Below are 12376 nucleotides of genomic sequence, written 5' to 3'. Positions count from 1 at the left end.
GAACGCGCGATCACTCCTTGGACAGGGAGTCCAGCCGACGCTGGACCGCAGCCTTGACCGGAGAGTCATCCGGCAGGCGTTCGACCAGTTGAGTCCAAAGCGCCCTGGCTTGAGCGGTGTCGCCGCGGCGCACCGCGATCATCCCGCCGAAGAACAGGCCTTCGGCATTCTCCGGCTCCAGTCGGCGAACCTTGTCGATCACGCCGACGAACGCGGCCGGCATGTCGCGTTCCGACGTTCCGGCCGGGAACAACGCGTGCGCATAGTCGAGCAGCACCTCCACGTCGTCCGCGGCCAGTTCGGCAGCACGCCGATAGGCTTCCACCGCGTCAGCCCGACGGTTCAAGACCAGATAGGAGCGCCCGAGCCGCCGCCAGCCGTTCAGATCGTCCGGATTTGCCTCAAGGCGTGTCGCCAGGCCATTAACCATGCCCTGGATCATTGCCAGCCGGTCGTCCGGCGCCATCTCGCGCGCGGCAGCCATGTCGTCGGCGCTCGGTCCCGGCGCGGCCCGACGGTCGCCACGGACCTTCGCGCGCAAGGCGGCAAGGTCGACATTGGCTTCGGCGGCTGCGGACTGGATGCTGGATGCCAGGACGGAGCGCCACGGTGCCTCCGGTGGCGTGTCCGCCTCCAGGCTGATCCACCACTTCAAAGCCTCAGTCAAATCGCCAGCCTGGCGGTTGGCTAGGCCGAGATAGAATCGCGACCGTGGCTCGCCTGGCATCTTCTCGATCGCCTGGAAGAACGCTTCCTTGGCCTCCTGGCCAACCACGCCGTCGTTCGCTCGGACCAGCGCCTCGCCCAATTGAGCGAACGCCTGTGCGCCGCCACCGCCGACCACGGTAGCGCGCCGCAGCGCGTCGACTGCACCGGGTGCGTCGCCCAGCGTCAGGCGCGTCCGGCCAAGCAGCATCCAGCCATCGACATCGCCCGGCTGATCGGCCAGCCGCCGCTCCAGATTGGCCGCCATCTCGGTCAGGCCCAGTCGGCTTTCCGCAACCTCGGCCATCCGCACGCGCTCGGCCGATCGCGACGCCAGCGGAGCGTCCGGCAATCCGGGCTGGCCGCGCTGTAGGTACAGGGCGGTGCTGCCGACCGGCACAGCCAGCAGCACCAGAGCCGCCGCCAGCATTCGCCTCCGTCGTTCGGTCGCGACCGAGTTCCCGTCCGCCCCTGTCGCCGCATCGCGGTTCTCAGCCGCGTCCAGCATGCGGCGTTCGATTTCGAGGCGCGCGGCGTCGGCCGATTCCGGCTCCAGCCGCCCGGCGGCGCGATCGCGCTCCACCTCGGCCAACTGATCGCGCAGCACCTCGAATCCGTGTTCCGACCGGTCGACAGCGGCAGGTTGGTTGCGCACCAGCGGAACCAGGAGCGCAAGGACGACGGCCAACAGCAGGATGCCGATGATCAGCCAGAGCATCATCGCTCCGCCTCGCCTGCTGTATCGGCCGAGGCGGCGTCGTCAGACAGCAAGGCGTCCAGCCGAGATCGCTCTTCCGGCGACAATGGTTCGGGCACGGAACTCCGGCGCGCGCGCACCATCGCGGCCACCGCGACCCCGGCGGCACCGAGCCCGAGCAGTGCGAACGGGCCGTACCACAGCAGCCAGGTACTGCGGGTACGAGGCGGTTCCAGCAGGACGAACGGGCCATAGCGCGCCACCAGGAAGTCCAGGACCTGCTGGTCTCCATCCCCGGCCTGCAGGCGCTCGCGCACCAGCTTGCGCAGGTCGCGGGCCAGGTCGGCGTTGGAATCATCAATCGATTGGTTCTGGCAGACCAGGCAGCGCACGACGGCGCTGAGTTCCCGCGCGCGCGCCTCAAGGGCCGGATCACCCAGCACTTCGTCCGGCTGCACGGCCAATGCTGGAACGCCGGCGAGCAGCGCAAGAGCCAATGCCAGCATCCGGATCATTGCGACAGCTCCTGCAGCAGCGGCAGCAGGGTGCGCCGCGCGACATCCTCGGTCATCGCACCGACATGCCGATGCCGGATCCGACCCGCCGCGTCGATCACGTAGGTCTCAGGAACACCATAGACGCCGAACTCGATGGCGATCCGGCCGTCGCGATCCACTCCGATGCCACGATACGGATCGCCGAGTTGCGCCAGGAACGCCTGGGTCGCGGCGGGATCGTCCTTGTAGGCGATGCCGTAGATGGGCACGCCCTCCGAGGCCAACCGGACCATCAGCGGGATCTCATGACGGCACGGTGCACACCACGAGGCAAACACGTTGACCAGCAACGGCCGTCCGGCCAACTCGCCCGCGCTGAGGCCGCTGCCGTCGGCGGTCAGGCCGGGAAGCTCGAACGGCGGAATCGGCTTGTCGAGCAGTACGGACGGCAGCGACCGCGGGTCCCGTCCCTCCAGGATCGGCCACGCCAGCACGCCAACAAGGGCGATCACCACCGCCAGCGGCACCAGGAACAGGAGACGACGCACCGGGCTCAGTCCGAGTCCGCTACGCCGGCATGCGCCGGCTGCCAGCTCGCGCGACGCGGCCCGGGAGCGCCGACCCGCAGCCGACGATCCGCCAGCGATATGAGGCCGCCCAGCACCATGATCGCGCATCCGGCCCACAACCACATCACCAGCGGCTTCACGTAGAGCCGGATCGTCCAGCGTTTCTCGCCCGCAGGCTCGCCCAGCACGGCATAAAGATCGCCGTCGGGACGCGAGCGGATGCCCGCTTCGGTGGTGCGCTGGCCTTCGGCCGGATAGAACCGGCGCTCGGACTCCAGCCGGTCCCCGGACGGCAATACAAAGGTCCCGACATCCGATTCGTAATTGGGACCCTGCCGCTTCGTTACCCCCTCGAAAGTGACCGTCTGACCGGCGATGCCGATCTGGTCGCCGGCGCGCACGAACCGCACGACCTCCGCCGAAAAGAACGTCTCGCCCACGGCGCCGAGAATGAACACGGCAAGACCGAGGTGGGCGAGGCTCATCCCATAAGCCGAGCGCGGCAGTCCGACGGCCCGCGACAGGGACTGGCCGATCGACACCCGGAACAGACGGACCCGCTCGGCCCACTCGGTGACAACCGATACGGCAAGCCACACCGCCAGCCCCAGACCGAGGGCCGCACCGACCGGCGCGCCGCGCAGGTACAGCACCGAGGCCCCGATGCCGACTGCGGCCAGTGCGGCGACCCACAGCCGGTTCAGCGCACCCGCCAGGTCGCCCCGCTTCCATGCCAGCATCGGCCCGACCCCGAGGGCCAGCACCGTCGGTATCATCAGCGGCACGAAGGTCGCCTCGAAATACGGCGCGCCGACCGAAACCTTCTCACCGGTCACGCTTTCGAGCGCCAACGGATACAGCGTGCCGATCAGCACGGTCGCCGCCGCCGTGCTCATCAGCAGGTTGTTCAGCACAAGCGCGCCCTCGCGGCTGACCGGCCGGAACATCCCCCCGCCCTCCATCGACGGCGCCCGCCACGCGAACAGCAGGAAGCTGCCGCCGATCGCGATCGCCAGCAGCAGCAGGATGAACAGCCCACGCTCCGGATCGACGGCAAAGGCATGCACGCTGCTCAACACGCCGGAACGCACCAGGAAGGTGCCCAGCAGCGAGAACGAGAACGCGATCAACGCAAGCAGGATCGTCCAGCTTTTCAGGGCACCGCGCTTCTCGACCACGATCGCCGAGTGCAGCAACGCTGTGCCGGCCAGCCAGGGCATGAAGCTGGCGTTCTCCACCGGGTCCCAGAACCACCAGCCGCCCCAGCCGAGTTCGTAGTACGCCCAGCCGGAGCCGAGCGCGATCCCGGCGGTCAGCGCGGTCCACGCCGCCAGTGCCCAGGGTCGAACCCAGCGCGCCCAGGCCGGATCGACCCGGCCCTCCAGCAGCGCGGCGACGGCAAACGAGAACGTGGTCGAGAAGCCGACATAGCCGAGGTAGAGCATCGGCGGGTGCAGCGCGAGACCGATGTCCTGCAGCAACGGATTCAGCCCGTTTCCGTCGATCGGCGCCGGATACAGGCGCTCGAACGGGTTCGACGTGAACAGCATGAACGCCAGGAAGCCGACCCCGATCATCCCCTGAACCGCCAGGGTGCGCGCCCGCAGACCATCCGGCAAATTGCCGCCGAACGCGGCTACCGCCGCGCCGAACAGCGCCAGGATCAGCACCCACAGCAGCATGGAGCCTTCGTGGTTCGCCCACACCCCGGCCAGCTTGTATATGAACGGCTTGGTCGAGTGCGAGTTGGTGGCGACGTTCAGCACCGAGAAGTCGGAGACCAGATAGGCATGTGTCAGAGCGCCGAACGCCAGGACGATCGCCCCGAACTGCGCCAGCGCCGCCGGCCGGGCAAACGCCATCAGGCCGGTATCGTCGCGCGACGCTCCCCACAACGGCAGGGTCGACTGCAGGATCGCGACGACCAGCGCGACGGACAGCGCCATGTGCCCGAGTTCGGCAATCATGAGCCCTTCCCCTTCGCCCCCGCTTCGGGCTGCCAATGGCCCTGTTTCTTCAACGCGTCCGCCACTTCTGGCGGCATGTAGGTCTCGTCGTGCTTGGCCAGGACCTCGTCAGCCTCGAAAGTGGCGCCCGCCAACCTTCCCTGGGCGACCACTCCCTGGCCTTCGCGGAACAGGTCCGGCAGGACGCCGACGAAGCGTACCGGCAGCTTGGTCGTGCCGTCGGTCACCAGGAAGCGGATCTCGCCGTCGCCGGGGCCGCGGGCAACCGACCCCTCCTCGACCAAGCCCCCGATCCGGATCCGGCGCTCCGGATCGATCTGCTTGGAAGCCAGATCGGTGGGGCTGAAGAAGAACACCACGCTGTCCTCGAAGGCGGTCAGCACCAGGGCTGCGGCAACTCCCAGGAACGCGAGGCCGCCGACGATCAGCGCGAGGCGCTGGTTCTTGCGGGACCGGTGCGGTCGTCGACTCATGGCGCATCCACCCCGGCGTCCCGGCGGCGACGCGGATCAAGCCCTACGTCCCGCAGGCGCTCGACCTCCGCCTCGCCCTGCCGCGCGGTTCGCCATGCCCACAGCAGCAGCCCGGCCATGACGCCGAAGGCAACGGCGTACGACGGCCAAATGAAGCCCGCGTACCCACCCATCGCAAAGAATTCCGACAATGCCGGACCGCTCCCGTTCGTCCTGGTTTCCGCCCTCGTTGAACCTACGGGATACCGCCCGTCGAGCCAAGGCGGGGAACCATCCCCGCGACACCCTCACGCATCGGTGAGCGACAGGCGAAGCTGGCGCAGCCGGCGCTCGGCATAAAGCGCCCGGATGCGAAGGATCAGCGCGATGCCAAACACCGCAAGATATCCGCCGGCCATCAGGAACAGCGGCTTCATCATGGCCGGGTCGATGGTCGAGCCGCCGAGACGCAGCACGCTGGCCGGCTGATGCAGCGTGTTCCACCAGTCGACCGAGAACTTGATGATCGGAAGGTTCACCACGCCGACCAGGGCCAGCACCGCGCCGGCCCGGCCGCCGCGCTCCGGATCGTCGAACGCGTTGGTCAGGGCCATGTGCCCCAGGTACAGGAAAAGCAGCACCAGCACCGAGGTCAGCCGCGCGTCCCAGACCCACCACGTGCCCCACATCGGCTGGCCCCACAACGCCCCCGTGACCAGCGCGATCGCGGTGAATCCCGCGCCGATCGGCGACGCGGCACGGGCGGACAGGTCGGCAAGCGGGTGCTTCCAGACCAGGAACGCCAGGCTGGACAGCGCCAGGGTCGTGTAGCCGGCCATCGCCATCCAGGCGGCCGGCACGTGCACGTACATGATCCGGACGGTCTCTCCCTGCTGGTAGTCGGCCGGCGAGCGCAGGAGCCCGAGCCACAACCCCGATGCAAGCAACAGCACCGCCGCGGCGGTCAGCCACGGAAGCAGCGCGTTGGCGAGCCGCAGGAACCGGGTGGGGTTGGCGAAACGGTGCATGATCCGGATATCGCCTACTCAACCGCCTGACGCAAGGCCGCGCCGGCGGCCAGGGGCGCCAGCGGGATCGCCGCCGCCAGCAGTGCTGCGAGCAATGTCAGGTGCGGCTGGATCGGCAGGCCGGCGCCGCCCGCCTCGACCGCCGCCACTCCGAAGATCAGCACCGGAATGGTCAGCGGCAGAACGATCAACGCGACAAGCACCCCGGCACGGCGTGCGCCGACCACCAAGGCCGCCCCGACCGTGCCCAACAGGCTGACCGTCGGTGTGCCCAGCAACAGGCCGGTTACCAGCGCCGGATAGGCCGCGGCCGGCAGATCAAGGGTCAGCGCCAGCAACGGCGCCAGCAGAACCGTCGGCAGGCCGGTGGTCAGCCAGTGCGCCACAGCTTTTGCCAGGGCAACCAGAACCAGCGGCATGCCCGACAGCGCCAGCAGGTCGAGCCCGCCGTCGTCGGCGTCCTGCTGGAACAGCCGGTCGAACGACAGCATCGCGGCCAGCAGGGCGGTGACCCACAGCACCCCGCCGGCGATCCGGGCCAGCAGCGCCGGCGTCGGGCCAAGCCCGAGCGGGAACAGCGCCACCACCACCACGAAGAACGCCAGGGTCATGGCAACGTCGGCGCCTTGGCGTCGGGCCAGGCGGAGATCGCGGGCGATCAGGGCGAGAAACCCGTTCACGCGGTTGGTTCCGGAATCGCCCCGGCATGCTTCGCCGGATCGAGACTGACGGTATCGGAGCCGAGGTCGAGAGCGGTGTGGGTGGCGGCAACCACCATCCCGCCGTCCGCCCGGTGCGAAGCAATCGACCGCTCCAGCGCGACCACGGACACGGCATCCAGGCCGACGGTCGGCTCATCGAGCAGCCAAAGCGGGGCCGCCCCGGCCAGCACCCGCGCCAGCGCCACCCGGCGGCGTTGCCCGGAGGACAGCCAACTGGCCGGCAGATCCGCCAGACTGCCGAGGCCGAGAGCATCCAGGGCATCGTCCAGTCCGGCGACCGGCCGGTCGGCTATGCGCAGGGCGGCCTGGAGATTTTCGCGAGCCGACAGCGCCGGCTTGAGGGCATCGGCGTGGCCGAGCCATCCCAGCCGGGCGGCGTGCGCCTCACGGTCGTCGCCGATCGGCTCGCCGTTCCAACGCACCACGCCGCGGTCGGCACGGCCGAGGCCCGCGAGGATACGCAGCAGCGTGGTCTTGCCGCCGCCGTTGCGGCCGGCAAGCCGCAGCGCACCGCCCTGCTCAAGCGTGAAAGAGACGCCGTGGAATACCGGCCGACCACCGCGTCGAGCGGCGAGGTCCATCACGTCGAGCCGGTCAATCCCCGTCATGACGCCTCTATAGCGCCCTACGGGCCACCGGGCCACGACACTTGATGCTCAGAGGGAAGGAAAAGGAAGCGGCACCGCACTGCGGGGGGGGGAGGGAGTGTCAGCGCCGCTTCCAGTCTCAAACGGGAGTAATCCCGTTCGGCCAGCCGGTGTAGGTCCGAACTGGCCTTATGATTGATATGGGAAGTGTCATCATCGGTTTCGAGTCCTTCAGTCGGGTGCGACACCCCGCCGCAATCGACCTCGCTCATGGGATTGGCGCCGGCAAGGGGCTGGTTTAGTGTTCCGGTCCCTTCGCCGACCCCGCGCCACCGGACCGCCAAACCGGCCCGCACCGCGTCCACATACCCTGCACTGCTCCGCCGAACCCTCAGCGCGGCATCGGAGCAACCGGAGAGACCATGGCCACTCAAGTCCTAGCCACCGCCGAGCCGATCATCGTCGAACGGAGGGGCGGCGTCGGCGTCGTCACCTTCAACAACCCGGCCCGCCACAACGCCATGTCGCTCGACATGTGGCTGGGCGCCGCCAAGGCGATCAGCACCTTCGCCGACGACGACGCGGTGCGTTGCGTGGTGTTCACCGGAGCGGGTGACAAGGCGTTCGTGGCCGGAGCCGACATCTCGAAGTTCGAGAACGAGCGTGCCTCGGTCGAGCACATCGAGGTCTACAATGACGCGGTCTCAGCCTATCACGACACCGTCCAGAACTTGGCGAAACCGACGATCGCGCGGATCGACGGCTATTGCATTGGCGGCGGACTGGCGATTGCCCTCGACTGCGACATCCGGATCGCGTCGGACGACTCACGCTTCGCCGTGCCGGCCGCCAAGTTGGGCATTGGCTACGGCTTCGACGGGGTGCGCCGACTGTACGACATCGTCGGACCGCAGTTCGTGGCGGAGATCTTCTACACCGCCCGCCAGTTCGACGCCGAAGAAGCGCGGATCATGGGGCTGGTCAACCGGGTGGTGCCGAAAGCCGAACTGGACGACACCGTCTGGCCGATGGCCGAGCGGATCGCCGGCAACGCCCCGCTGTCGATCGCTGCGGTCAAGCACAGCCTGATCGAACTGGCCAAGCCGCAGAAGGACTGGGACCTGGCCGCCGTCGACCGGGCCGTCTCGAAGTGCTTCGGCAGTGCCGACTACACCGAGGGCCGCACTGCGTTCATGGAGAAGCGCAAGCCGAACTTCACGGGGAGTTGATCGAACGAAACGAAGCCGGATGCAGCCGGCATCGTTGCTCCGGCCGGAATGACGTCTACGAGAAGGCTAGAAACCGCGGCGACCGGTGAACGGCTTCCCGGTCGCCAGCGACACCAGATGGGCCGCCATCAGCAGGGCGACGACCACCGCCACCACCTGGACCGCCGTCCACGGCACCACAGGCGGGTCGAAACCCTCCCGCGGCCGCCGCTGCATGATCCAGGCAAGAGCTGCCAGCCCGACGGCAGCAATCAAGAGAATGACGGTGAGTTCCAGCGACATAAGCCAACAACCAGACCACGGAAGAGGCAGCGATGACTGACGGCGCGACGCTTGGCAAGACGGGATACGATCCGGCGACCCATCGACCACTCACCTGGTCCGACCGTCTGCCGGACTTCCGATCGGGCGCCGACACCCCGAGCGCGTATCTGGAGCGCTGTCTCGCGACCATCGCCGCGCGCGAACCGGTGGTGAAAGCCTGGGTCGTCCTGAACGAAACCGGCGCCAAGGCGGCCGCCGATGCCTCCACCAAGCGTTGGCGCGACGGCAACCCCTTGTCGCCGATCGACGGCATGCCGGTGGGGGTCAAGGACCTGTACATGACCAAGGACATGCCGACCCAGATGGGCAGCCCGCTGTATGCGGGCCGCTCCACCGGCGAGGACTCCGCCTGCGTCCAGGCACTGCGTCTGGCCGGCGCTGCGATCGTCGGCAAGACGGTGACCACCGAACTCGGTTTCTCGCATCCCGGACCGACGACCAACCCGTTCGAAGCGACCCGCACCCCCGGCGGTTCCTCGTCGGGATCGGCTGCGGCGATCGGTGCGGCGATGGTTCCGGCCACCCTGGGCAGCCAAGTGGTCGGTTCGATCATCCGCCCGGCCGGATTCTGCGCGAACACCGCCATCAAGCCGACCCTCGGCGCCCTGCACCGTGGCGAGCGGCAGGGTCTCAGCCACAGCCATCTCGGCGTCCACGCCGGTGGAATCGCAGACATGTGGGCGGTCAGCCACGCCATTGCCCGCTTCACCGGCGGCGACCCCGGCTGCCCTGGCCTGTACGGCCCGGAGGATGCGCCGGCCGCCACGGCACCCCGTCGCCTGATCGTCGCCGAGACCGAGGGCTGGACCCTGACCGACGACGCCACGCTCACGGCTTTCGAGAAGCTGCTCTGTCAGGTGGCGGCCAGCGGCGTCACCATCGTCCGCCGGAAAGGACAGGCCGACCTAGAGGCGTTCGAGCGCGAGATCACCGAGAGTCTCGTGCTGTGCCGAGACATCTGCGGCTGGGAGTTGCGCTGGACCTTGCGCAACCTCGCCGAGAAGGACGTGACCAAGCTGAGCCCGAGCATGCGGGTGCGGCTGGAGATGGCCGAGGCCATGACCCAGGACGACTACCGCGCCGCCCTGGCCAAGCGCGAAGCCATGCGCTCACGGTTCCGCTCGGTCGCGGCCACCGCAGACGCGATGATCACGCTGTCCTCGGCTGGCCCGGCGCCGCTGATGGGTGACCCGAACGCCAAGGGCGAACCCGGGATCACCCACACAACCGGCCTGCCGGCCTACAACGCCTGGACCTCGGCGATCGGCTGCCCGGCGGTCACCGTCCCCATGCTGGCCATCGGCGGCATGCCGGTCGGCGTGCAGATCGTCGGACGCCACGACGACGACTGGCGCACGGCGGGAATCGCGCGCTGGCTGAAGGAGACCGTTGCGCCGGTATCGGGATAGCCGGCTACTCGTAGCTGCGCAGGTCGGCGATCACCTTGCCGTCGTTCGGCAGGTCGCCGACCCCGACCAGCTTGACCGTGCCCCGCAACTTGGTGACCGACGACAGGCTCTGGGCGACTGCATCGGCCAATGCGGCGTCGCCCGCCGCGGTTTCGCAGACCAGCGTCATCGCGTCCTGGCCCTTCTCGCCGGTCACTTCCAGGCGCGCCCGGGTCACCTCCGGGTGCCGCTTGGCGATCTCGGCGATCTGGCTTGGGTGCACGAACATGCCCTTGACTTTGGTGGTCTGGTCGGCACGGCCCATCCAGCCCTTGATGCGCAGGTTGGTGCGCCCGCACGGGCTGGTGCCGGCCAGCACCGCCGACATGTCGCCGGTGCCGAAGCGGATCAGCGGATAGTCGGGGTTGAGCACGGTGACCACCACCTCGCCGACCTCGCCGTCCGGGACAGGAGTCCCGGTGCCGGGGCGCACGATCTCGACGATCGCCCCCTCGTCGACGATCAGACCTTCCTTGGCCTCGGACTCGTACGCAATCAGCCCGACGTCGGCGGTGGCGTAGGCCTGCAGCACGGCGACGCCATGCTCCGCCAGCTCGGCGCGCAGGCTGGGCGGCAGCGCCTCTCCCGACACCAAGGCGTGGCGCAGGGACGACACGTCGGCCCCCATCTCCTTCGCCTTCTCAAGGATGATCTTCAGGAACGACGGGGTGCCGATGTAGTGGCGCGGCTTCATTCCGGCGATCGCCTGGACCTGTTGCTCGGTGTTGCCGACGCCGGCGGGAAACACGGGGCAACCGAGCGCATGGGCGCCGCTCTCGGCGATCCGGCCGGCCGGCGTCAGGTGGTAGGCGAAGGTATTGTGGACCAGCTCACCCTTGCGGAATCCGGCGGCGAACAACGCACGGGCAAAACGGTAGGCGTCCGATCCGTGCCCTTCCGGCTCGAAGATCGGCCCCGGAGACATGAACAGCCGGGCAAGCCGGTCGATCGGCGTCGCGTTCAGTCCGCCGAGCGGCGGGCTTGCCTTCTGCAGTTCCAGCAGGTCCGATTTGCGCAGCACCGGCAAGCCCATGAGTGCGGCGCGATCGGTGATCGTCGCGGCGTCGATCCCGGCCAGGGCCTTGCCGAAATACGCGCTGTTCGCCTTGGCGTGCGCGATCTGCCGCGGCAGACATTCCGCCAGGGAAGCGGCACGCGCGTCAGCGCTCCGGGTCTCGAGACCGTCGTAGAACTCGGCCATTCCGGCCTCCCAAGTGAAAGCGGCAGCCGGCGAGCGGATCAGCCCAGCCAGCGCTTGCGGCGGCGGTACTGCTTGACGTCACGGAAGCTCTTGCGGCCCTCGCCGCCGAGGCCAAGGTAGAACTCCTTGACGTCCTCGTTGTTGCGCAGCGTTTCGGCCGCCCCCTCCATCACCACCCGCCCGCTCTCCAGGATGTAGCCGTAGCGGGCGTATTTGAGGGCGATGTTGGTGTTCTGCTCGGCCAGCAGGATGGTCACGCCTTCCTGCTCGTTGATCTTCTTCACGATCTCGAAGATCTGCTCGACCAGCTGCGGCGCCAGCCCCATGGAAGGCTCGTCCAGCAGCACCATCTTCGGCCGGCTCATCAGGGCGCGGCCGATCGCGCACATCTGCTGCTCGCCTCCCGAGGTGTAGCCGGCCTGGCTGCCGCGCCGCTCCTTCAGCCGCGGGAAGTAGTCATAGACCATCTCCAGGTCGGCCTGGATGCCCGCCCGGTCGCCGCCGCGGGTGAACGCGCCGGTCAACAGGTTCTCTTCCACGGTCAGGTGCTCGAAGCAGTGCCGGCCCTCCATCACCTGGATGCAGCCGCGCTTGACCAGCGCGTTCGGGCTGGACGCCTCGACATTGACGCCGTCGAATTCGATCGATCCCTTGGTGACCTCGCCACGCTCGGTGCCGAGCAGGTTGGAGATCGCCTTCAATGTTGTCGTCTTGCCGGCGCCGTTCGCGCCAAGCAGGGCAACGATGCCGCCCTTCTCGACCGCCAGCGATACGCCGCGCAACACCAGGATCACGTGGTCGTAGATGACCTCGATGTTGTTGACCCGCAGCAGCGCGGATTCCGGGGCAGCGGCTTCGGTGGCGACACTCATCTCAGTCCTCCCCGACGTCCGGTGGACGTCGCAAAGCGTATCGTGGAAACGCCGGGGCTATGCGGCCCCGGCGTCCCA

Annotated in this window: 14 protein-coding genes; 2 read left to right on the top strand and 12 right to left on the bottom strand. The window is 68.5% G+C overall.

What is annotated here, in order from left to right:
* Nucleotides 1-10: 10 nt before the first annotated feature.
* The 9 genes from ccmI to ccmA all read right to left on the bottom strand — a co-directional run bounded on the left by ccmI (nucleotide 11) and on the right by ccmA (nucleotide 7245).
* A complete protein-coding gene (gene ccmI / locus RIC54_RS09280) occupies nucleotides 11-1426 on the bottom strand; it encodes a c-type cytochrome biogenesis protein CcmI (RefSeq protein WP_350093004.1) in 1416 nt (471 codons plus the stop codon).
* Nucleotides 1423-1917, bottom strand: a complete 495-nt coding sequence (locus RIC54_RS09275) for a cytochrome c-type biogenesis protein (protein WP_350093007.1) — start codon at nucleotides 1915-1917, stop codon at nucleotides 1423-1425. Before RIC54_RS09275 ends, ccmI begins: the two co-directional genes overlap by 4 nt.
* Nucleotides 1914-2447 carry a DsbE family thiol:disulfide interchange protein gene (locus tag RIC54_RS09270; RefSeq protein WP_350093010.1) on the bottom strand — a complete coding sequence of 178 codons (534 nt, stop codon included), beginning with the start codon at nucleotides 2445-2447 and terminating at the stop codon, nucleotides 1914-1916. Before RIC54_RS09270 ends, RIC54_RS09275 begins: the two co-directional genes overlap by 4 nt.
* A 5-nt stretch (nucleotides 2448-2452) precedes the next feature.
* Nucleotides 2453-4435: a heme lyase CcmF/NrfE family subunit gene (locus RIC54_RS09265; protein WP_350093013.1), complete on the bottom strand. Its 1983-nt coding sequence runs from the start codon at nucleotides 4433-4435 to the stop codon at nucleotides 2453-2455.
* Nucleotides 4432-4908 (bottom strand): cytochrome c maturation protein CcmE, encoded by a 477-nt coding sequence (gene ccmE, locus RIC54_RS09260; protein WP_350093016.1) that lies wholly within the window; start codon nucleotides 4906-4908, stop codon nucleotides 4432-4434. The genes RIC54_RS09265 and ccmE overlap by 4 nt, the downstream gene beginning before the upstream one ends.
* Entirely contained in the window at nucleotides 4905-5081 is a 177-nt protein-coding gene (gene ccmD, locus RIC54_RS09255) for a heme exporter protein CcmD (RefSeq protein WP_350093019.1), read from the bottom strand. The genes ccmE and ccmD overlap by 4 nt, the downstream gene beginning before the upstream one ends.
* Before the next feature lie 114 nt (nucleotides 5082-5195).
* The gene (locus RIC54_RS09250; protein ID WP_350093022.1) at nucleotides 5196-5915 is read right to left on the bottom strand and encodes a heme ABC transporter permease; all 720 of its coding nucleotides are present in this window, start codon (nucleotides 5913-5915) and stop codon (nucleotides 5196-5198) included.
* A gap of 14 nt (nucleotides 5916-5929) precedes the next feature.
* On the bottom strand, nucleotides 5930-6595 hold the full coding sequence (gene ccmB, locus RIC54_RS09245; protein ID WP_350093025.1) for a heme exporter protein CcmB: 666 nt from the start codon (nucleotides 6593-6595) through the stop codon (nucleotides 5930-5932).
* Entirely contained in the window at nucleotides 6592-7245 is a 654-nt protein-coding gene (ccmA, locus tag RIC54_RS09240; RefSeq protein WP_350093028.1) for a heme ABC exporter ATP-binding protein CcmA, read from the bottom strand. The genes ccmB and ccmA overlap by 4 nt, the downstream gene beginning before the upstream one ends.
* A 401-nt stretch (nucleotides 7246-7646) precedes the next feature.
* Here ccmA and RIC54_RS09235 point away from each other — a divergent pair, with 401 nt between their 5' ends.
* Nucleotides 7647-8453, top strand: coding sequence for an enoyl-CoA hydratase (locus tag RIC54_RS09235; protein WP_350093031.1), 807 nt, complete (start codon nucleotides 7647-7649; stop codon nucleotides 8451-8453).
* A gap of 66 nt (nucleotides 8454-8519) precedes the next feature.
* Here RIC54_RS09235 and RIC54_RS09230 read toward each other — a convergent pair whose 3' ends face one another.
* Nucleotides 8520-8735: a hypothetical protein gene (locus tag RIC54_RS09230; protein WP_350093034.1), complete on the bottom strand. Its 216-nt coding sequence runs from the start codon at nucleotides 8733-8735 to the stop codon at nucleotides 8520-8522.
* A gap of 32 nt (nucleotides 8736-8767) precedes the next feature.
* Here RIC54_RS09230 and RIC54_RS09225 point away from each other — a divergent pair, with 32 nt between their 5' ends.
* Nucleotides 8768-10186, top strand: a complete 1419-nt coding sequence (locus tag RIC54_RS09225; protein ID WP_350093037.1) for an amidase — start codon at nucleotides 8768-8770, stop codon at nucleotides 10184-10186.
* A 4-nt stretch (nucleotides 10187-10190) separates the two neighbouring features.
* On the opposite strand, the gene RIC54_RS09220 is transcribed toward RIC54_RS09225, so the two are convergent.
* Complete coding sequence (locus tag RIC54_RS09220) at nucleotides 10191-11426, bottom strand: phenylacetate--CoA ligase family protein (RefSeq protein ID WP_350093040.1); 1236 nt, start codon at nucleotides 11424-11426, stop codon at nucleotides 10191-10193.
* 38 nt (nucleotides 11427-11464) lie between these two features.
* A complete protein-coding gene (locus RIC54_RS09215) occupies nucleotides 11465-12298 on the bottom strand; it encodes an ABC transporter ATP-binding protein (protein ID WP_350093043.1) in 834 nt (277 codons plus the stop codon).
* Nucleotides 12299-12376: the final 78 nt, after the last annotated feature.

Source organism: Thalassobaculum sp. (assembly GCF_040219215.1).
Lineage (GTDB): Bacteria > Pseudomonadota > Alphaproteobacteria > Thalassobaculales > Thalassobaculaceae > Thalassobaculum_A.
Note: the sequence above shows the minus strand (reverse complement) of the source record. Positions and strands in the feature narration are given on the sequence as shown.